The following is a 19,408-nucleotide window of genomic DNA, read 5'->3' on the forward strand; positions in this document are numbered from 1 at the left end:
GGCAAAATGCCCACCTTGGTTAAATATTTTTATTTAAAGTGCGATCGAGTCCACGCCGGAGAGTTTGCTGAGAGTTGAGTGCTTTACTGCATCAGTTTGTGGAAATTATTAACAGAGCGATCGCAAGATGATTTTCTATTTATATGATAGCGGGAAGTATAACTGCGTTTTAGCGATTTCTGGCAAGATTAGGGCATATTGAGGAGATCATTTTGAACTCGCAATCTGCCTCGCAGCTTCTCGCAGCCGCTCCATATCGCGCATCGGTGGTATACCAAAGAGTCGCTTGTACTCTCGGTTGAAGTGCGAGGAATCGTCATAACCCACACGGTAAGCAGCACTGGTAGCGTCAAGGTTTTGCCCCAGCATCAGACGGCGAGCTTCCTGGAGCCGCAGTTGCTTCTGGAACTGCAAAGGACTCATGGCCGTGACAGACTTGAAGTGATGGTGGAAGCTCGATACACTCATTCCCAGCTCTCGTGCGATGCTTTCAATCCGAAGCGGCTGGTTAAAGTCTTTACGAAGTCGATCGACGGCTATAGCAATTTGGTGGGTAGAGCCACCCAGAACTGCAATATGACAAAGCCGATCGCCTTGCTCTCCCATCAGGAGTCGGTAAATGATTTCTCGCTTAATCAGTGGTGCCAGAACATTAGCTTCAGCAGGGGAATCTAGAAGCCTGACGAGCCGCACAACAGCGTCCAAAAGATTTGCATCCAACGGACTTACGTCAATCGCTTTCACATCAGCACCCCTTTCTGCTGAGGGATCGCCTGCCTCAACCATGACTGAGCCAACCAGGGTGGGGTCGAGATCCAGACGAAGCCCCAGGTACGGTTTTTCCTGGGTTGCTTCTAGAATTTGGCTGGCAATCGGTAGTTCGACCGTCCCCAATAGATAGTGCATCGGATCGTACTGGTAGCGATCGCTGCCTAGCAGCACTTCTTTGCTGCCCTGAGCAATGACACAAAAGGAAGGAATCGAGACACTATGAACGCATTCCGAAGGAAAGGAGGTGCGATAGAAGTGCAATCCTTTCAGCGGCTCGATCGTCCCATCATGACGAATCGCCTGTGCAATCCGCTGGGTCAGTTCGTCTCTGTTAGCTTGCGCTCTGGAAGCCTCGCGCTTTGCCTGCGGGTCGTTCATTAACGACCTATCGGACTTTTCACTCGTTTTGGCAGCGTTCATTTCTAAGTTTGCAGGATTGTACAACGATTTTAGACGATCGTTCTATTGCTTGGCTTTGAGGATTCTTAGAATTAAGCTAAAGCAATGAAAAACCATTTCGGCTTCTTATAAGCATTCTGGATTTTTATACAAGAGTAAACTCAGTTTTGATTGGGCAAGAGATTCCCCTACTGACCACCAAAAGGGCATCAAGGCGAACCTTGCTTCTTAAAAAATTCATCCCTATTGATAGAGCAGGCGCTCGCGTGCTCGATCTCTACAATTGGGGTAGCCAAAGGAATTCAGACGGTCACGAACCTCAGCCTAAAGGCATGAGGCTTGAAGGAGAAATCTAACAAGCCGTTCCCCTAGCGCCGAGCGTCTTAATTGACTCGGTTTTTTGAGTTTCGAGAACAAAGGACGCCCGATCGAAGGGGCACAAGCGCCTGCGGTGGGTGCAGAGCGTTAGAAGAGTCGGCGCGAAAAACAAACACTTGTCCAGGGATTGTTTGAGAATTTTGCAAGGAGCATCATGGACGATAATCAAGAACCGAAAGATTTCAGTTCAAGCGAGAGCGATTCGCAGCTCAGCGCGGACGAAGAAACACTGCTCGACCAACTCGGAATTACCGGCGCTGCTCGCCGCAAATTCTTGGGGCAAAGCATGGCTGCCCTACTCGGCACCTTCGCCTTCCACCTGCTGGCTAAAGAGGAGGTCTTTGCCACGCTCGCCGCGGAGCCCGACGCCGTATTCGCCCAGGCCCCTGCGGTTGAAAACGCCGTTAACGTTATTTTGAAAATCAACGGCTCGGCCCAACGCCTGGAAGTGGATTCGCGCACGGCGCTGCTCGACGCCCTGCGCGAAACACTTGGATTGACCGGCACGAAAAAAGGATGCGATCAAGGACAGTGCGGCGCTTGTACGGTAATCGTTGACGGGCGCCGCGTGCTTTCTTGTCTGACACTTGCCGCTAGCTGCGAGGGGAAAGAGGTGACGACGATCGAAGGTATCGCTGACGGCGACAATCTTCATCCGATGCAGGCGGCGTTCATCAAACACGACGGCTTCCAGTGCGGCTACTGCACGCCGGGGCAGATATGTTCGGCGGTGGCGCTTCTGCAGGAAGCTAAAAACGGCGACGCGAGTCACGTCACTAACAATTTGCGGACGATCGCCCAGAATGTAGCACTCTCTGATGAAGAAATCAGAGAACGCATGAGCGGCAACATTTGCCGTTGCGGCGCGTATCCGGGAATCGTTGCGGCAATCAGAGAAGTTCAGTCCGGGCGCGAAACAGCCCTGGCTTGGCATTTTGCGAGCGATGAAGAAATTGCCATTGCATTGAATCAGGGGGGCAAAGCCGATGAAATCGTTTAAATATTCCAGCGCCACCGATGCCGCAAGCGCCGTTCGCACCGTTTCCGCGAATCAAACGGCAACGTTTCTCGCAGGCGGGACAAATCTGATTGATTTGATGAAAGAATACGTCGAGCGTCCCAGCGAACTTGTTGACATCTCAGGTTTGAATCTGGCGGAAATTCGATCGACCTCGAACGGAATTTCGATCGGCGCCTTAGCCAAAAATACCGACACGGCCAACCATCCCCTCGTCCGGCAAAATTACCCGCTTCTGTCAATGGCGATTTTAGCCGGCGCCTCCGCCCAGCTTCGCAATATGGCGACCAACGGGGGAAATTTAATGCAGCGCACCCGTTGCCAGTATTTTTACGACATCGCTATGCCCTGCAACAAACGCGAACCGGGCAGCGGATGCGGAGCGCTTCAGGGGCTCAATCGCATTCATGCCATTTTGGGCTACAGCGACAAATGCGTGGCGACTTACCCGGGCGATATGGCGAATGCGCTTTATGCGCTGGACGCGGTAGTGAGGATTCGCGGCACGAACGGGCAAGAACGCACAGTCCCGGTCCAGGATTTTCATCGCTTGCCGGGCAACACGCCTGAAAAAGATAACAATCTTCAGCATGGGGAATTGATCGTTGCGATCGAAATGCCGAAGAATAACTTCGCTAACAAGTCTTATTACCTAAAAGTTCGCGATCGCGCTTCCTATGCTTTTGCACTGCTTGCGGTGGCTGCTGCTTTAGAAACAAGCGGCAACACCATCAAACAGGCACGCGTTGTTTTGGGCAGCGTCGCGCATAAACCTTGGCGTTCGCCCGAAGCGGAAAAGGTTCTGATTGGAAAACCGGCGACGGAAGAAACCTTCAAAGTGGCTGCTGAAGCGGCTCTGAAAGATGCGAAACCGCTTGAACATAACGGTTATAAAGTCGAACTCGGAAAACGCGCCATTGTTCTGGCTTTGCAGCAAGCGTTGACGAGCGGTGCGGCCTAATTATATCTATTCCGGTTGCATTGGAATTATTAAACCGCAGAGTACGCAGAGAACGCAGAGTTCGAGAACAGAGAGATGAATACAGGACGATGAAGGGCGGATTTGATATTAGGGAGGAGAAAAGAAATGGCAAGATACATCGGAAAAGAAATGAGCCGCGTGGACGGCGCAGCCAAAGTTACGGGCAAGGCTAAATACGCGGCGGAATTCCAGGTTCCCAATGTCGCTTACGGTTTTATTGTGCTCGGAACCGTAGCAAAGGGCACGATTAAATCGATCGACACCCGTGAGGCTGAAGGCGCCTCCGGCGTAATTCGCGTCTTCACGCACCTGAACGCACCGAAGCTCGGTCCGAAGTCTTCCACGGAGCAGTCCCCGCCCCGCGCCACCGAGGAGGAAGACAAGTCGTTTCGGGCGCTCCAGTCCGACAAAATCTTCTTCAATATGCAGCCCGTGGCACTTGTCGTCGCCGAGACATACGAGCAGGCACGTTATGCCGCACGTCTGGTTAAAGTCTCCTACAACTCACAGCAGCACATGACCGACACTGAGGCGGTGCGATCGAGCGCGCGCGTCCCCACTAAAGGGCAGCCTCCGAAGCCGCGCGGTAATCCCGAAGAGGCGATGCGCGCAGCGGCCGTGAAGTTAGAGGCCGAGTACCGCATCCCGATCGAGCACCACAACCCCATGGAGCCGCACGCGGCGATCGCGGTCTGGCAAGGCGACAAGCTAACGGTCTTCGACAAGACGCAGGAGGTCTATGGCGTGCGCGAACATTTGGCTTCGAGCTTCGGCCTGCCCGAGGAAAACGTGAACGTCGTCTCGCCCTTCGTCGGCGGGGCTTTCGGAGCGTCGCTGCGCCCGAACTATTATCCGGCGCTGACAGCGATGGCAGCCCGCGAACTCAGGCGCCCGGTCAAGGTTGTCTATACGCGCACGCAAATGTTCACCGGCCACGGCTATCGTCCGCACACGATTCAGAAGATCGCGCTGGGCGCGGAGCGATCGGGAAAGCTCTCGGCGATGATTCATGAAGCCGTGCACAACACCTCCACCCTTGAGGAGTTCTCAGACGACACCACGGGTTTCACGCGCCAAGTCTATGCGTGCCCGAATCTCTACGCGCCGCTGAAGATTACCAACACAGACCTCGCCACCCCGACCTGGATGCGCGCACCGGGGGCCGTTAGCGGTATGTTCGCGCTCGAATGTGCGATGGACGAGCTGGCCTACGCGCTGCGGATCGACCCGCTCGAACTTCGGCTGATCAACTATGCCGAAACCGACCCCGAGAGCGGCAAGCCATTTTCGAGTAAGGCGCTGCGGGAGTGCTACCGGCTGGGCGCGGAAAAATTCGGTTGGAAGAATCGCAAGTTCGATCCCCGATCGATGCGTGACGGCCGCCTACTCGTCGGTTGGGGAATGGCGACCGGCGTCTGGGGCGCTTTCCAGAGGCCTGCTGCCGCCCTCGTCACGCTGCAGGTGGACGGCACGGCGCAAGTCGCAAGTGCGACCAGCGACATCGGACCTGGCACCTACACGGTGATGACTATGATCGCTGCCGAGTATCTGGGGCTGAAGTTGGACCAGGTGAAATTTGAACTCGGCGACACGAAGTTGCCTCGAGCGCCGTCGCAGGGGGGCTCTTGGACGACGGCGAGCGTCGGCTCGGCGGTGCGGGGGGCGGCTCTGGCGATCGGCACGAAGTTGCTCGCGCTAGCGAATCAGGAACCGAATTCTCCGCTCAAGGGGGCAGCCTCTTCCGATGTCGAGATGCTCGACGGGCAACTGCGACTAATAAGCGAGCCGGATCGTTTCGTCAACATCTCCGCAGTGATGAAGCGTAATGGTCTCACCGCAATCACGGAAACATTCGAGTCGCGTCCCTCAGAGGAGCGCGAGAAGTATGCGACGTTGGCGCACGGCGCGCAGTTCGTTGAAGTGAAGGTCGATCCGGATGTGGGGACTGTCCACGTTACGCGCGCCATTGAAGTGACCGCCTGCGGCAAGATTATGAATCCGAAGGCCTCGCACAGCCAGGAAATCGGCGGCGTTGTCTGGGGCATTGGTATGGCGCTGCAAGAGGCGACTGAAATCGACCACCGTTACGGGCGGATTATGAATCCGAATTTGCAGCACTATCACGTGCCGGTTAATGCGGATGTCTTGGAGATCGAAACGATATTCGTTGAGGAGGAGGATAAAGTCGTCAATCCGCTCGGTGTCAAGGGCATGGGCGAACTCGGCATGGTGGGCATCCCGGCGGCGATCGCCAACGCTGTCTTTCATGCCACGGGCAAACGCATCAGGGACCTGCCGATTACGCCGGAAAAGCTGCTGTGAGTTAGGTCATTTGTTGAATGAAGTGCCAGCGCTAGTCGCAGCGATCGCCTCCGCGAACCTCAGGGGGCACGGTGCGCGCTGGCAACGGTGGGGAGTGTGGAAGAATCTTCGTACCGTCGCCTTGGTGCAACGCATGGGAATGGGTACAAGACTGGTCCAGAAAAAAGTGAATTATATGTATTGAACTATTATGTAGTGTGCGATATAATAGTAGTTGACTGGATTTAAAAATGGATAACAACTCGAACATCAACCAACGGCGACAGGTGGGGAGGCAGCTTTCGTTTGCCCTTTATAGTGCGTCGAACCGCGTCATTCGGCTTCATCGGCCCTTTCTTGAGCCTTTGGGCCTGACCTATCCTCAGTTTCTGGTCATGCTCGCTCTCTACGAGGGCACCCCGCGCACTGTTGGGGAAGTAGGGCAAGAACTCGGTATGGATAACGGAACCTTGACGCCCCTCTTAAAGCGCCTTGAGAGCGCGGGGTTGGTGACGCGCACCCGTGACCCGCAGGACGAACGTCGCGTTCTTATCGATCTGACAGAAGCCGGCGAGGCACTTCGCGAGGCAGCGTGCTCGATCCCTGAAAAGATTGAGACGGCCTGCCGTCTCTCCGATGAAGACCTTGCCGAGCTTCGCGACACCTTGAACGGGCTAGGTCATCCCCGTTCGGCCAACGCCCCCGACTCGATTACCGAATGACCACCTTTTTCGGATTCACCATGTCAAATACAACACCTGTACCAAGCAGCCCGATCGAATTAGCAAACGGGCCGTCGCAAACATTGTCTTTTAAGGAGACTGTGCGCGAGCGCCATTCTGTCCGGAGTTTCCTGCCAACCCCTGTCCCCGACGCTGTGCTCCGCTCGGTTCTGGAAGACGCGCAGCGCACACCCTCGAACTGCAACACCCAGCCCTGGCAGGTTCACATCGTCTCCGGCGCGACACGCGACACGCTCAGCAAGGCTCTCCTTGCGGACGACGAGGCAGGGCGACTGACACCCGATTTCAGCTTCTCCACCGCCGATTTCTGCGGCGTATACAGCGAGCGCTCAAAGGCGCAAGGGGCGGCCTACTATCAAGCGATTGGCGTTTCGCGCGAAGCGACCGAAGATCGCCGCACCGCAGCACGATACAACCTGGAATTTTTTGGTGCGCCGCACGCCGCGCTGCTGTTCATGCCTTCCTTTGGCGACGATGTGCGAGTGGCTGGCGACATCGGAATGTACGCTCAGACGTTGTTGCTGTCTCTGACGGCGCACGGACTTGGCGGCATACCGCAGACGATGCTCGGCTTCTACGCCGACACGATCCGCGAGCAGTTGGGCATCGATCCGTCCCTGAAGATGCTGTTCGGTATCTCGTTCGGCTATCCCGACAAGGCGGCTACCGCCAATCGTTACCGCATCGACAAGGCCCCTATCGAAGAAAGCGTAACCTTCCACAACTAACAGACATTCACATCCGAAAAGGACAAACATGATGAGCAACACGAAGAACTTGAAGATCGGAATTTTGGGCGTCGGCCACATCGGCAAGACGCTGGCCCGCAAGCTGGCTCAGGCCGGGCACAACGTGAAGGTCGCCAACTCGCGCGGCCCGGAGACTATCGGCGCTGACGTGCTGGAGTTCGGCGCACGCGCCGTCACGACGGCGGAAGCGGTCGAGGGCGTGGACGTTGTGATTCTGTCCATTCCTCTCAATCGCCTCGTGGACGTTGCGCCTCTGATCGCCAATTTGCCAGCCGAGGCAGTTGTCATGGACACCTCGAATTACTATCCGTTTCGCGACAACAGGATCGAGGCCATCGACGCGGGGCAGGTCGAGAGCCTGTGGGTCGCTGAGCAACTGGGGCGGCCCGTCGTGAAGGCGTGGAACTCGATTGGTTCGGGCTCCTTCGCGAACAAGGGAAAGCCTGCGGGAAGCCCAGAGCGCATTGCTTTGCCGGTTGCAGCGGATCGGGACCGAGATCGTGAAGTGGGCTTGGCGCTGGTGGAAGCCACCGGCTTCGACGCCTTTGACGCGGGCTCACTGGCGGACTCGTGGCGTCAGCAGCCGGGCGCACCTTGCTACTGCACCGACCTCACCGCAGAAGAGTTGCCCGGCGCGCTGGCCAGAGCCGAAAGGGAGCGATTGCCCAAGCGGCGCGATCTGGCAGTGGCCGCCACCACAGAGCGAGTGGGAGACGGCACCACCAATCCTGATGCGGAGTATGGCGTTCGCCTCTGCCGTGCCCTGTTTATGTGAGAACCAGCGGGGGTATTTGATCCTGTCGGCACGGCTGGGCACTCTCCACAGGCTTTGACTGACGTGGCCAACGCCTACACAGCGGACAGGAGCAACGGCGCGACGATGCTTTCCATTCCGGTAGGTCATACGCTGGATGCAGTTTGCTCTGTGCTGGGCGAGATGCAGCAGCCGTCAGCGATCCTCACGAACGGTAGGCCGCAGACGACGATCATCGAGACGGGCGATGTCATACCCATGACCGCGCATGATCAGGTTGCGATTATAGCCCGCACCGAAAGCGGCGCGGTTCTGTCGGCGCAGTATCGAGGCGGCAGCGGGCCAGGAACGGGCCTCCTCTGGGAGATCCACGGCACCAGAGGGACGCTCCGCGTGACGGGGCCTGGCGGCCATGCGCAAATCGTCGATCTGTCTCTTGAAGGCTCCAATCGCGAAGGCTCACCGCTCGCACCGCTTGCTGTGCCTGACCAGTATTTCCATACAGATATACGTCAGGGACCCGCGCTCAACGTTGCAGAGATGTATCATCGCTTCGCCCACGATCTCCACCAGCAATCGCACATCTGCCCCGACTTCGATGATGCAGTCACTCGACACGCGATGCTCGAATCAATCGAGAGCGCAGCATTCCCTAGCTCATTCTGAGGCGGATCGAGAGCGCAAAGCACGTCGGCAAGGTTGTCATCGACGTAACGAATTGAGATGCTACTGGCCGAGCATCACACGCAGTCAACCAGAGGATTTACCATGAATAACACAAAGAACTTGAAGATCGGCATTTTGGGCGCCGGCAACATTGGAAAGACCTTGGCCCGCAAACTGGCTCAGGCCGGACATGACGTGAAGGTGGCCAACTCGCGCGGCCCCGAAACCATTGCGGCCGATGCGCTGGAGTTTGGTGCCCGCGCCGTTGAAGCCGCAGAAGCCGTGCAGGACGTTGAAGTTGTCATTCTCTCTCTCCCTCCCACCAGTTTCTCTAAGGTTGCGCCATTGTTAGCAGGCTTGCCCGCCGAAACCGTTGTCATCGACACGTCGAACTACCACCCCGCGCGCGACAACAGAATCGAGGCCCTCGACGCGGGGCAGGTCGAGAGCTTGTGGGTAGTCGAACAACTGGGTCGCCCCATTGTGAAAGCGTGGAATACCATCGAGTCGACCCCATTCGCAACAAAGGGCACGACCAAGGGAAGCCCGGACCGTATTGCTTTGCCTGTTGCTGCAGATCGGGACAGAGATCGTGAAGTGGGCCTGGCGCTTGTTGAAGATACGGGATTTGACGCCTTCGATGCGGGCACACTCGAAAACTCATGGCGGCAGCAGCCGGGATCGCCCGTGTATTGCACCGACCTCACCTTGGCAGAGCTACCCGACGCGCTGGCCTCCGCCGAAAGAGAACGCTTACCCAAGCGGCGCGATCTGGCATGGGCGATATTGCAGGAGCGATTTGAAGACGTCACCACCATTAATTCCGATGCGGGATATTTCCTTCGTCTCAGCCGGCTCTTGAATATGTAAAGGCATCGTTTGCTGTTGAGCTACTTATTTTGATAAGAGGGCAGGTAATTTTTCCCGCCGTCTTATCTATCTGGCCGACGCTGGTGAAGCGCTGCGCGAAGAGGCGTGCTCGATCCCTGAAAAGATCGAGACGGCAGGCCGTCTCTCCGATGAAGACCTTGCCGAGCTTCGCCACACCTTGAACGGGCTGGCAATACCCCGTCAAACAACGCAGTAAAAGGATTATTTATCATGGATAACACGAAGAAAATGAACATCGGGATCTTGGGTACTGGTCATATCGGGAAGACTTTGGCACGCAAACTCAGTGCGGCCGGACATGACGTGAAGGTGGCCAACTCTCGCGGCCCAGAGACCATCGAGGCCGATGTGCTGGCTTTCGGCGCACGCGCGGTCTCGACGGCCCAAGCGGTGGAGGACGTTGACGTGGTGATCCTCTCGATCCCTCTCAACCGCATTCCCACAATCGCGCCACTGATAGCCAACCTACCAGCCGAGACAGTCGTCATCGACACGTCTAATTATTATCCCCACCGCGACGACAAGATCGATGCCATCGAGGCCGGGCAGATTGAGAGCCTTTGGGTAGCCGAACAGCTAGGCAGGCCGATCGCCAAGGCGTGGAACGCGATCGGGTCTGGCTCTTTCGCCACCAAGGGCAAGCCTGCTGGAAGCCCTGACCGTATCGCCCTCCCTGTGGCTGCTGACCGCGAGAACGATCGCTCCGTGGCGATGGCCCTCGTCGAAGACACCGGGCTTGATGCTTTCGACGCGGGCACGCTCGCCGATTCGTGGCGCCAGCAACCAGGCACGCCCTGCTATTGCACCGATCTCACGCGCGAACAGATGGCGGCAGCGCTGGCATCTGCCGACGCATCACGATCGCCAAAGCGCCGGGACTTAGCAGTTGCAGTGATTCAAGAGCGGCTTGGTGACGCCACGACAAATCCGGATGCCGATTTCGGGGTTCGTGTGAGCCGTGCGATTTTTATGTAACGTGAGTTCGGGATAAGAAAGGGACAAGCAAGTAAGCTAAAAGTCATCACACCAAAGCTTTACAGGCTTGTCCCATGATGAGTTTAGAAGAATAATTTTGCAGGATTGTACAATAACTTGCAAGTATCGTTATATCGTGTCCTATGCTGAAGTCCTTATAATCAAACTTAAACAGTGAGATACAAAAATTTTTAGGCCGAGCCATGAAAGAAATACACGATATTAAGGCTGCTTTAGAGCAAGTAAAAGACACCACGAAAAAGCTAGCCTTGGCAACTTTAGTTAAAGTGGAAGGTTCAACTTATCGCCGTCCTGGTGCGCGAATGTTGATGGGTGCAGATGGCTTGATAGTAGGTGCAATTAGCGGTGGCTGTTTGGAAAGTGATGTATTTGAGAAAGCACAGCAGGTAATGAACACTGGTAGTCCTTGTCTGGTTAAGTATGACTCCACCTCCGAGGAAGATTTAATTTGGGGGTTGGGGCTTGGCTGTCAAGGCATTGCTTATGTTTTGATTGAATCGTTGCCAGTAAACGAGCCAAACCAAATTAGTTTTGTCCACAAATGCCTTGATGCTCGGTTTGAGAGCGCTATTGCAACTGTATTTAATATAGAGGGTGAAAGCAAATCTCAAATAGGCGATCGCTTGCTACTAAATTCAGATATCATCAACCACATCACCGATGAGGAATTAGCAGCAGCGGTTTTAATGGATACACAAGCAGCACTTCTACACAAAACCTCGGTAGGGAAACAATATCAGTTAACAGGCAGGAAAGTTGAAGTTTTTATTCAAGTCATTCAGCCGCCGCTGTCGCTGGTAATTTTGGGTGCTGGGTATGACGTTCTTCCCGTTGTTCGCTTTGGCAAACAGTTAGGATGGCATATTACTGTAGTCGATAACCGCCAACGGGAAGCAAGCCGAAAGCGTTTTCAAGAAGCCGATCGAGTTGAATTTTGTTCTCCTCAGGATGTATTAAAAAAAATCGATATAGATGAGCGTACTGTTGCTGTAGTTATGACTCATAATTATTTAGACGACCTGGAATTGCTGAGAGTGTTATTGCCTTCAGGCTTAAAATACTTAGGTGTACTCGGTCCTAAGAAAAGAACATCCCGATTATTGCAAGAACTAGAACAAGAAAGAGTTATCCCCACTCCACAACAGCAACAAAATTTATATAGTCCGGTGGGACTCGACATTGGGGCAGATAATTCCGAAGAGATTGCTCTGGCGATTATCGCCGAAATTCAAGCAGTAACAGCAAAGCATCAAGGTGGTTTTTTAAGAAATCGCACTCTACCTATTCATGATTCTATCAATATAGCAATTCTAAATGAGCCGTAAATTTTTTACCCCACCCCAACCCTCCCCGATGCCTTGGGGACGGAGTAAAAGATTCACAAATGATGCGAGGGTTGCTATAGTCAACAATCAAAAAGTTAATGGCTAATACGAGTATGTTCTTAATAATCAAAAATTCAAAACTTGGGTATGGTATTTAAAATTGGTCTAATTATTCTCGCTGCTGGATCTGCAACCCGCATGGGAAGACCAAAACAATTACTTTCTTATCAAGGACGCAGCCTGATACTCCATGCGGTTGAAGTTGCCTTAGCTTCTCTTTGTCAACCTATCATAGTAGTCCTGGGAGCTTATGCAGAACAAATTAAACCGGAACTAATGCCAAAGGCTGTGCAAGTTGTAGAGAACTCCCAATGGCAAGAGGGAATGTCTTCTTCTATTCGCGCTGGTATTAGTATGCTACTGAAAACTAACTCTAAACTTGATGCAGTTATCATCTCACTTGCAGACCAGCCGCTAGTTTCTCCCCAGATTTTCAATCAATTGATTCAGTATTATCACGAAACGGAAAAAGTAATTGTTGCCTCAAAGTATAACGAAACTACAGGCGTACCAGCCCTGTTTAGCAATGCCTTATTTCCAGAACTGATGCAGCTTGAAGGAGATAAAGGTGCAAAACCGTTAATACAAAAATATATAGATAGAGGATTGATTCTGCTAATACCAGAAGCTGCGATTGATATTGATACCCCGGACGATTACAAGCAGTTGCTATTAAAAAATTTTAAAGAGTGAATAAATTATGAAAATTAACGATCGCCAAATTTACCAACAAGTAATTTTGACACACGCCACAAAACCGCAAAACAAAGGAAAAACTAACCCAGTACACCGTCAACACCGAGGAGAAAATCCCTATTGCGGTGATGTGGTTGATTTAACGCTGTTACTAGATGAAGCAGAAAGTAAAATTGCCGACATTAAATTTGAAGGTGCAGGTTGTGCTTTGTGCCTTGCTTCTGCTGACTTAATGGCGATCGCTATCAAAGGTAAAACTATTTCACAGGTGCTTTTAATGGTAGAACAGTTCCGCGAGATGGCAGCGGGAAATACTCAGTTTGAGCCTCCGTTGGAGAAACTCAATATCATGCAAGGTGTTTCCCGATATCCGATGCGGGTTAAGTGTGCAACTTTGGCTTGGCATACCCTCAAAGCGGCGCTGAGTTCGGTTGAAACTAGGAATGAACAGGTATAGTCACATTCAGCAGAGGCACCTCCAATGGACTCACGTCGATCGCTTTTACATTGGCACCCCTTTGTGGTGAGGGATCGGCAGCCTCAACCATGACTGAACCGACAAGTGTGGGGTCGAGATCGAGGCGAAGGCTAAGGTAAGGTTGCGCTTTGGACCCTTCAAGAATTTGGCTGACAATCGGCAGTTCGATCGTAGCAAGCAGATAAGGCATCGGGTCGTACTGAAGCGCGATCGCGCTGCCCAGAAGGACTTCATTGCTGCCCTCAGCAATGACACAAAAGGCAGGAATAGAGACACTATGAATGGATTCTGACGGTGAGGAGGACCGATTGAAGTGCAATCCCTTCAGCGGCTCAATCGTCCCATCATGACGAATCGCCTGTGCAATCCGCTGAGTCAGTTCGTCTCTGTGGGCTTGCGCTCTATCTGCCTCGCGAAGAGCCTGCTGGTCGTTCATTAACGACCTAGCGGACTTTTCAGTCGTTTTGGCAGCGTTAATTTCTAAGTTTGCAGGATTGTACAACAATCTTAGACGATCGTTCTATTGCTTGCCCTTGAGGATTCTTAGAATGAGGCTAAAGCAATGAAAAACGATTCCGGCGAATTGTAAGCGTCTGGATTTCTCTTCAAGAGAAAACTCAAATTTGTTTGGTCAAGCTTTCTCACGATCGCACCAGAAGCATCCTCCAATACACGGCAGGCATCGGTCGCTGTGGGAAAGCTTTGCATGACTAAGTACAAACATGGAGGAACAGAAATGAAACGGCTCACGATGCCTGTTATGGCATTTTCCTTATTGGCTTTGGGGTTCGCGCAGGCAGGTCGTACACAAGTCTCATCTGGCGATCGCCCACAGACCGTAGAAATTACGCGGAACGGTTCGCAGCTTTCCACTGAAGGATCTGCCGAATATTTCACGGGTTCTGTACGCATCAATCCTCTTTTTGCTGTGCACGAACCGTCACGCGCATCTGGCGCAAGTGTCACCTTCGATCCAGGTGCCCGAACCGCATGGCACACGCATCCCTTGGGGCAGACCCTGATTGTGACGGCTGGAGTTGGCTGGCTTCAGCAGTGGGGTGGTCAAATTCAGGAGATTAGACCTGGTGATGTCGTCTGGATTCCACCAGGTGTGAAACACTGGCACGGAGCTACAGCCACTACAGCCATGACTCATACTGCCATTCACGAGGCGCTCAACGGTAGCCCTGTGGACTGGATGGAACAGGTCAGCGACGAGCAGTATGAAGGGAGATCCTGATGCTTTTGAGAGGGTTTCCCACTAAAGGAAAAAACGGTCAGAAGCGAATGCTTATTTTGGTTCTCGCTTTAGCAATGCCCCTGAGTTCCTAAGCCTGCCGTGCCGATAACAGGATGCCTAGCAGCGCCCCGTCAGAAATGCCAACTGAACTATCAACCGAGCAGCCAAACAAAATGAAGATAAACATCAAGGTCGGAAACAAAGTCATTACAGCTACGTTGATTGACAGCAAAACCACTCAAGATTTTATTTCCCTGCTGCCATTAACGCTGACGCTGGAAGACCACGCGAACACCGAAAAAATTAGTAATTTGCCAAGACGATTATCGACAGAAGATGCCCCTCCGGGCAGTGATCCTGCGGTTGGAGATATTGCCTATTACGCTCCCTGGGGGAATTTGGCCATGTATTACAACGATTTTGGATACTCAAACGGACTGGTTATTCTCGGAAAAATTGACGGTGACATCGAGACATTGAATGTGCCTGGTTCTGTAGAAGTGACGATCGAGCTGCGATCGCATCGGCGGCTGAACAACGCTATGCGGAGTTCACGGGCGGCGAGACCAAATACACAAGCGGAACCGTGCATGAACTGAATGAGAACTCCACCGCTATTGAGCGTGAGTTCTATGACTTCTACCGCACTCCCAGGGGCGAATACACCCCCGAAGGTTCGTCGCCGAAACTTACAACCCATCCGACACTGACCAGTAACGTCAAATTCCTGAACTTCTACCCGTTCAATGAAATTGAGACGATTTCGCCTCGTCCCATGCTGTTCATCACGGGCGTAGATGCACACTCTAGGGAGTTCAGTGAAGATGCTTACAAACGCGCAGCCGAACCAAAGGAACTCTACATCGTTGCGAACGCTGGCCATGTCGATTTGTACGATCGGGTGAACCTTATCCCGTGGGACAAGCTTGCGTCCTTTTTCAATCAGCACCTCAGTCGGTAAGCGAAAAACTGTCGTTTTAATACAGGAGAAAATATGGTATCCAATTTGAATGGAAACTTCACAGATAAGGTGGCTTTTGTCACCGGAGCAGCAAGCGGCATTGGTCGCGAGGCGGCACTGGCGTTTGCCCGTGAAGGCGCTAAGGTCGTAGCTGCTGACATTTCAGAACAGGGCAATCAAGAAACGGTACGCCTGATCGAAGACCAGGGCGGACAGGCGATCGCCGTTAAGTGCGATGTGACGCGGGCCCAGGAGGTGAAAGCGGCTTTGGACAAGACCGTTGAGGCTTTCGGGCGGCTGGACTTCGCCTTCAACAACGCGGGCATCGAGCCGAGGAATGCGGCTCCGACCGCGGAGTACGAGGAGGAGGAGTGGAACCGGATTATCGACATCAACCTCCGCGGCGTTTTCCTGTGCATGAAGCACGAGATCCCGCTGCTCCTCAAGCAGGGAGGCGGCGCGATCGTCAACACGTCCTCGGGCGCGGGAATTATCGGCATCAAGGGCAGCCCCGCCTACACCGCCGCGAAACATGGCGTCATCGGACTGACCAAGGCAGCGGCCCTCGACTACGCCGCGCAGAACATCCGCGTCAACGCCGTCTGTCCCGGCTACATCGACACTCCGATGATGGGTCGCTTCACCGGCGGCACGGACGAAGGGCGCGCCAAGGTGATTGCCGAGGAGCCGATCGGACGGATGGGCAAGCCTGAGGAGATCGCTGCGGCAGTTGTTTGGCTGTGTTCGGACGCGGCTGCCTTCATGGTTGGACACGCTATGGTCATCGACGGTGGACAAACGGTGCAGTAATCGTCGCCAACCTAATCAAACCTTAACCGCACGACAAAAAAGCACGATCGCCATCGCCACTGCCGTTAACGGCGATGACTCATATCGCCCCGCAGGCGGTGGGCGACATTAGCGACGAACAGTACCATATACCAAACGTAAACAGCTAGGAGCATTGATTCATGTACAACACGAAAGCTTATTCCGCAGCCAGTGCAACATCACCGCTAGCCTCCGACACGATCGCACGGCGCAATCCAACCGAACACGATGTGCAGATCGAGATCCTCTTCTGCGGCATCTGTCACTCTGACGTGCATTCAGTGCGGGACGAGTGGAGCGATTTCATGTCCACGACCTACCCGATCGTTCCCGGTCATGAGATCGTCGGACGGGTCACTCAAGTTGGTTCAGCAGTGACGAAGTTCAAGTCCGGCGATCTAGCGGGAGTCGGCTGTATGGTCGATTCGGATGGTCACTGTCCCAATTGCAAGGCTGGCTTTGAGCAGTTTTGCCAAAATGTGATCTTTACCTACAACTCCCCAGACAAGCACAAGACTGCTCCAGTCACCTATGGTGGCTATTCCGATAGCATTGTTGTTGATGAACGCTTCGTGCTGCGCGTTCCCCCAAACCTCGATTTGGCTGGAGTTGCGCCACTCCTGTGTGCAGGTATTACCACGTATTCGCCACTCCGTCATTGGGGAGTCACAGAGGGTAAGAAAGTAGGTGTGGTCGGTCTGGGCGGATTGGGACACATGGGCGTGAAGCTTGCTCATGCAATGGGAGCACACGTCGTTGTCTTTACCACGTCCCCCGACAAGAAAGAAGACGCACTCCGCCTGGGTGCCGATGAAGTTGTTGTTTCCCGCAATGCTGACGAGATGCAAAAGCACGCTGGTAGCTTCGATTTTATCCTCGATACCGTCGCCGCCAAGCACGACATTAATGCTTATCTCAACCTGCTCCGCCTCGACGGCAACATCACCCTTGTCGGCGCACCTGAAAAGCCTCTAGATGTCGCGGCATTTAGTCTGATTATGGGTCGCCGCAGTCTTTCTGGCTCTATGATCGGTGGCATCGCCGAAACCCAAGAGATGCTCGACTTTTGCGGTGAGCATAACATCACTGCCGATGTCGAAGTCATCCCGATCCAGAAAGTCAACGAAGCCTACGAAAGACTGCTCAAGTCCGATGTGAAATATCGCTTTGTAATTGATATGGCTTCTCTTAAATCTGAATAACTGAGGCCGCCCCTAGAAGGCAGGGCTGTTTCATTACTCTTGTAGGGGCAAACCCTCGTGAAGAGCCGCGATCGCTGAAATGCCCAATTTATCCTGTCTGGGCCTGGGCGGGCACTCTTAGCATTGCCCCTACAAAATCCTGGTTTTTCTGAGAATGAAACAGCCGTGCCCCAAAGCGGGGAAGTTCCGCCTAAAGAACAAAGCAAAAAATACCGCAGACGGAGTACCTTTGGCGTTGGCGCAAGATGGAGAGCATTGGGTCAATTATTTGGATAAATATTGTGAATCTGTACAATTGTTAATGAATTTAACTTGTAATAAACATCGCTTTTATCAACAGGGTATACAGGCGGCAACCCCCTTATTCGGCATTGTTTCTCGACCTATTTCTCTCGCTCCCAGACCCCTAAAAACACAGAAAAATGAGAGAAAACTTGATATTTTAGTAGTTAAAAAGGGATTTCATCATCATCTTCCTCTTCCACCGTCTTAGCCGTCATCCGCCAACTCGTAATATACTCAATTTGCACATCAATTTTGTTAATCGCTTCCCCTAACCGCTTTTGGATGTATTGAGTCAGCGTCACCATAAAATCTAACTCAACTCCCATAGATAACGCAATTTTTGCTAATTTAGCAAAATCCACCTTCAAAATCGAGGAACTGGATAACTTAAAATGGGGAGTATTTTCCTGATTTTGCACCAACATTGCTTTTTTAATGCGCTCTTTCAGATGCTCAACTTCTGAATCCAGCAACTTCCATTCAGGCAAAATTTCTTTGTACCTTTCCCCCAATGCAGTTAAATCCTCACTCTCCGGTTCTGGCGCAACTTTCTTAGTAGATTTTCGCCGCTGCTGTACATTAGAATTCAAGCGCCAACTAGCAATATCCTCCACTTCTAAGGATGGATCGGCGATGAGTTCGCCTAACTGTTTTTGAATTTCTTTCGTCAGTGTCACCGGAAAATTTAACTCAATTCCCTCAGTTTGCGTCAGTCTTGCCAGGGTGAGAAAATCTACTTTCATAGCTATCGAACTGGAAAGCTCAAAATAAGAACTGTCTTTGAGCTTTTGGGCCAGCATCCCCGCTTTAAATCGTTCTTTCACTTCAGCGATTTCTGAATCTAGCGGCTTCCACTGAGATTCTATTTCCTGATATTTTTCGCCCAATGCTGTCAAGTTTTCCGTTGCGGGTTCGGGGTAACATTGGGCAAGGATATCTACCAGGCGGCGATGCACTCCAGCTAAATAAATCGCGTCCATCTTGGCATATTCTAGCTGCTTCTCGGTCAGGGGACGCTTGCCCCAATCGCCGCTTTGTTCTGTTTTATCAACATAAGCAATGTCGCAAAGTGTTTGTATTAAAGTTTTGAGTTGTCGATTAGGTAATGGCAGAATGTAAGTGGGAATCTTTCTCGCCATTTTTAATGTGCAAGTGACATTTTGAGCGTCGTCGTTGCCCAGAAATCTGATGTCATAGCTGGCGTTGTGCAAAACTTTTTCAATATCTGGATTGACCATGATTTGGTTGATGAAATCTTTTGCCAATTCTGGTTGATCCAAGACATCTAGTAGAAAAGTGGCATCTCCCGTCGCATCTGTGGAGTCAGCTAACACCTGAATCAGAGATAATCTGGGGTTTGATTTATAGTCTGCTATTTCTGTATCCACCCACAGGATTTTAGCTTGGGCAAATTTAGCGATGAGTGCTTTGATGTCGTTTTCTGCTGTTAAATAAGGCATTTTTACAGACTTTTGCTATTAACTTTATGATTCTATTATGCTATAGCAATTATGGGATCGATTGTCAACGAGCGCATTAAGGACACGGCAATGCGGTGTCCCTAGAGGTATTTTTTCATAATTAGTATTAAATGTTGACCAGTCTTGGAGGCAGAAACCGGGAATAGACGATCGCATTTTTACCCTTCAGCAGTAAGGTACGCAGGGCGTACCTTACAAACT

21 protein-coding genes are annotated in these 19,408 nt (G+C 52.5%); 17 read left to right on the forward strand and 4 right to left on the reverse strand.

Features of this window, described 5'->3' with window-relative positions:
• Positions 1–207 precede the first annotated feature (207 nt).
• Complete coding sequence (locus QUA23_RS14000; RefSeq protein WP_333074937.1) at positions 208–1,191, reverse strand: AraC family transcriptional regulator; 984 nt, start codon at positions 1,189–1,191, stop codon at positions 208–210.
• Between the two features lie 511 nt (positions 1,192–1,702).
• Between QUA23_RS14000 and QUA23_RS14005 the strand changes: the two genes are divergently transcribed.
• From QUA23_RS14005 to sufU, 12 genes are all read left to right on the forward strand, one after another.
• On the forward strand, positions 1,703–2,548 hold the full coding sequence (locus QUA23_RS14005) for a 2Fe-2S iron-sulfur cluster-binding protein (protein ID WP_333074938.1): 846 nt from the start codon (positions 1,703–1,705) through the stop codon (positions 2,546–2,548).
• Positions 2,535–3,527: a xanthine dehydrogenase family protein subunit M gene (locus QUA23_RS14010; protein WP_333074939.1), complete on the forward strand. Its 993-nt coding sequence runs from the start codon at positions 2,535–2,537 to the stop codon at positions 3,525–3,527. Before QUA23_RS14005 ends, QUA23_RS14010 begins: the two co-directional genes overlap by 14 nt.
• Before the next feature lie 126 nt (positions 3,528–3,653).
• Positions 3,654–5,870 carry a xanthine dehydrogenase family protein molybdopterin-binding subunit gene (locus QUA23_RS14015; protein ID WP_333074940.1) on the forward strand — a complete coding sequence of 739 codons (2,217 nt, stop codon included), beginning with the start codon at positions 3,654–3,656 and terminating at the stop codon, positions 5,868–5,870.
• 230 nt (positions 5,871–6,100) lie between these two features.
• Positions 6,101–6,571, forward strand: a complete 471-nt coding sequence (locus tag QUA23_RS14020; RefSeq protein WP_333074941.1) for a MarR family transcriptional regulator — start codon at positions 6,101–6,103, stop codon at positions 6,569–6,571.
• 20 nt (positions 6,572–6,591) lie between these two features.
• The gene (locus QUA23_RS14025) at positions 6,592–7,320 is read left to right on the forward strand and encodes a nitroreductase (RefSeq protein WP_333074942.1); all 729 of its coding nucleotides are present in this window, start codon (positions 6,592–6,594) and stop codon (positions 7,318–7,320) included.
• A gap of 28 nt (positions 7,321–7,348) precedes the next feature.
• On the forward strand, positions 7,349–8,116 hold the full coding sequence (locus QUA23_RS14030; protein WP_333074943.1) for an NAD(P)-binding domain-containing protein: 768 nt from the start codon (positions 7,349–7,351) through the stop codon (positions 8,114–8,116).
• A 63-nt stretch (positions 8,117–8,179) separates the two neighbouring features.
• Complete coding sequence (locus QUA23_RS14035) at positions 8,180–8,761, forward strand: Gfo/Idh/MocA family protein (RefSeq protein ID WP_333400745.1); 582 nt, start codon at positions 8,180–8,182, stop codon at positions 8,759–8,761.
• Positions 8,762–8,818: 57 nt separating this feature from the next.
• Positions 8,819–9,631, forward strand: a complete 813-nt coding sequence (locus QUA23_RS14040; protein WP_333074945.1) for an NAD(P)-binding domain-containing protein — start codon at positions 8,819–8,821, stop codon at positions 9,629–9,631.
• Between the two features lie 231 nt (positions 9,632–9,862).
• A complete protein-coding gene (locus QUA23_RS14045; RefSeq protein WP_333074946.1) occupies positions 9,863–10,627 on the forward strand; it encodes an NAD(P)-binding domain-containing protein in 765 nt (254 codons plus the stop codon).
• A 203-nt stretch (positions 10,628–10,830) separates the two neighbouring features.
• The gene (locus tag QUA23_RS14050) at positions 10,831–11,973 is read left to right on the forward strand and encodes an XdhC family protein (protein WP_333074948.1); all 1,143 of its coding nucleotides are present in this window, start codon (positions 10,831–10,833) and stop codon (positions 11,971–11,973) included.
• Positions 11,974–12,120: 147 nt separating this feature from the next.
• Positions 12,121–12,726, forward strand: a complete 606-nt coding sequence (locus QUA23_RS14055) for a nucleotidyltransferase family protein (protein ID WP_333074950.1) — start codon at positions 12,121–12,123, stop codon at positions 12,724–12,726.
• 7 nt (positions 12,727–12,733) lie between these two features.
• On the forward strand, positions 12,734–13,186 hold the full coding sequence (gene sufU / locus QUA23_RS14060) for a Fe-S cluster assembly sulfur transfer protein SufU (protein WP_333074952.1): 453 nt from the start codon (positions 12,734–12,736) through the stop codon (positions 13,184–13,186).
• Here sufU and QUA23_RS14065 read toward each other — a convergent pair.
• Complete coding sequence (locus QUA23_RS14065; RefSeq protein WP_333074954.1) at positions 13,167–13,643, reverse strand: AraC family transcriptional regulator; 477 nt, start codon at positions 13,641–13,643, stop codon at positions 13,167–13,169. The genes sufU and QUA23_RS14065 overlap by 20 nt on opposite strands.
• A gap of 107 nt (positions 13,644–13,750) precedes the next feature.
• Complete coding sequence (locus tag QUA23_RS14070; RefSeq protein ID WP_333074955.1) at positions 13,751–14,119, reverse strand: hypothetical protein; 369 nt, start codon at positions 14,117–14,119, stop codon at positions 13,751–13,753.
• Between QUA23_RS14070 and QUA23_RS14075 the strand changes: the two genes are divergently transcribed.
• The 5 genes from QUA23_RS14075 to QUA23_RS14095 all read left to right on the forward strand — a co-directional run bounded on the left by QUA23_RS14075 (position 14,052) and on the right by QUA23_RS14095 (position 17,441).
• Positions 14,052–14,447 (forward strand): (R)-mandelonitrile lyase, encoded by a 396-nt coding sequence (locus QUA23_RS14075; protein WP_445243495.1) that lies wholly within the window; start codon positions 14,052–14,054, stop codon positions 14,445–14,447. The two genes, QUA23_RS14070 and QUA23_RS14075, sit on opposite strands and share 68 nt — an antisense overlap.
• A gap of 173 nt (positions 14,448–14,620) precedes the next feature.
• Entirely contained in the window at positions 14,621–15,046 is a 426-nt protein-coding gene (locus tag QUA23_RS14080) for a cyclophilin-like fold protein (RefSeq protein WP_333074958.1), read from the forward strand.
• Positions 15,034–15,408 (forward strand): alpha/beta hydrolase, encoded by a 375-nt coding sequence (locus QUA23_RS14085; protein WP_333074959.1) that lies wholly within the window; start codon positions 15,034–15,036, stop codon positions 15,406–15,408. Before QUA23_RS14080 ends, QUA23_RS14085 begins: the two co-directional genes overlap by 13 nt.
• Before the next feature lie 33 nt (positions 15,409–15,441).
• A complete protein-coding gene (locus QUA23_RS14090) occupies positions 15,442–16,218 on the forward strand; it encodes an SDR family oxidoreductase (RefSeq protein WP_333074961.1) in 777 nt (258 codons plus the stop codon).
• A 161-nt stretch (positions 16,219–16,379) separates the two neighbouring features.
• The gene (locus tag QUA23_RS14095; RefSeq protein WP_333074963.1) at positions 16,380–17,441 is read left to right on the forward strand and encodes an NAD(P)-dependent alcohol dehydrogenase; all 1,062 of its coding nucleotides are present in this window, start codon (positions 16,380–16,382) and stop codon (positions 17,439–17,441) included.
• A gap of 449 nt (positions 17,442–17,890) precedes the next feature.
• Here QUA23_RS14095 and QUA23_RS14100 read toward each other — a convergent pair whose 3' ends face one another.
• The gene (locus QUA23_RS14100; protein WP_333074965.1) at positions 17,891–19,186 is read right to left on the reverse strand and encodes a ribonuclease D; all 1,296 of its coding nucleotides are present in this window, start codon (positions 19,184–19,186) and stop codon (positions 17,891–17,893) included.
• Positions 19,187–19,408: the final 222 nt, after the last annotated feature.

Origin of the sequence: Microcoleus sp. Pol1C5, from assembly GCF_036701115.1 — a bacterium.
Classification (GTDB): domain Bacteria; phylum Cyanobacteriota; class Cyanobacteriia; order Cyanobacteriales; family Microcoleaceae; genus Microcoleus.

Coding starts and splice junctions, on each gene's coding strand:
- QUA23_RS14050 (WP_333074948.1), top strand. CDS start 10,831: ATGAAAGAAATACACGATATTAAGGCTGCTTTAGAGCAAGTAAAAGAC.
- QUA23_RS14025 (WP_333074942.1), top strand. CDS start 6,592: ATGTCAAATACAACACCTGTACCAAGCAGCCCGATCGAATTAGCAAAC.
- QUA23_RS14045 (WP_333074946.1), top strand. CDS start 9,863: ATGGATAACACGAAGAAAATGAACATCGGGATCTTGGGTACTGGTCAT.
- QUA23_RS14065 (WP_333074954.1), bottom strand. CDS start 13,643: ATGAACGACCAGCAGGCTCTTCGCGAGGCAGATAGAGCGCAAGCCCAC.
- QUA23_RS14005 (WP_333074938.1), top strand. CDS start 1,703: ATGGACGATAATCAAGAACCGAAAGATTTCAGTTCAAGCGAGAGCGAT.
- sufU (WP_333074952.1), top strand. CDS start 12,734: ATGAAAATTAACGATCGCCAAATTTACCAACAAGTAATTTTGACACAC.
- QUA23_RS14040 (WP_333074945.1), top strand. CDS start 8,819: ATGCTACTGGCCGAGCATCACACGCAGTCAACCAGAGGATTTACCATG.
- QUA23_RS14100 (WP_333074965.1), bottom strand. CDS start 19,186: ATGCCTTATTTAACAGCAGAAAACGACATCAAAGCACTCATCGCTAAA.
- QUA23_RS14080 (WP_333074958.1), top strand. CDS start 14,621: ATGAAGATAAACATCAAGGTCGGAAACAAAGTCATTACAGCTACGTTG.
- QUA23_RS14070 (WP_333074955.1), bottom strand. CDS start 14,119: ATGCGTACAGAACCCGTGAAATATTCGGCAGATCCTTCAGTGGAAAGC.
- QUA23_RS14030 (WP_333074943.1), top strand. CDS start 7,349: ATGATGAGCAACACGAAGAACTTGAAGATCGGAATTTTGGGCGTCGGC.
- QUA23_RS14015 (WP_333074940.1), top strand. CDS start 3,654: ATGGCAAGATACATCGGAAAAGAAATGAGCCGCGTGGACGGCGCAGCC.
- QUA23_RS14000 (WP_333074937.1), bottom strand. CDS start 1,191: ATGAACGCTGCCAAAACGAGTGAAAAGTCCGATAGGTCGTTAATGAAC.
- QUA23_RS14090 (WP_333074961.1), top strand. CDS start 15,442: ATGGTATCCAATTTGAATGGAAACTTCACAGATAAGGTGGCTTTTGTC.
- QUA23_RS14055 (WP_333074950.1), top strand. CDS start 12,121: ATGGTATTTAAAATTGGTCTAATTATTCTCGCTGCTGGATCTGCAACC.
- QUA23_RS14020 (WP_333074941.1), top strand. CDS start 6,101: ATGGATAACAACTCGAACATCAACCAACGGCGACAGGTGGGGAGGCAG.
- QUA23_RS14010 (WP_333074939.1), top strand. CDS start 2,535: ATGAAATCGTTTAAATATTCCAGCGCCACCGATGCCGCAAGCGCCGTT.
- QUA23_RS14095 (WP_333074963.1), top strand. CDS start 16,380: ATGTACAACACGAAAGCTTATTCCGCAGCCAGTGCAACATCACCGCTA.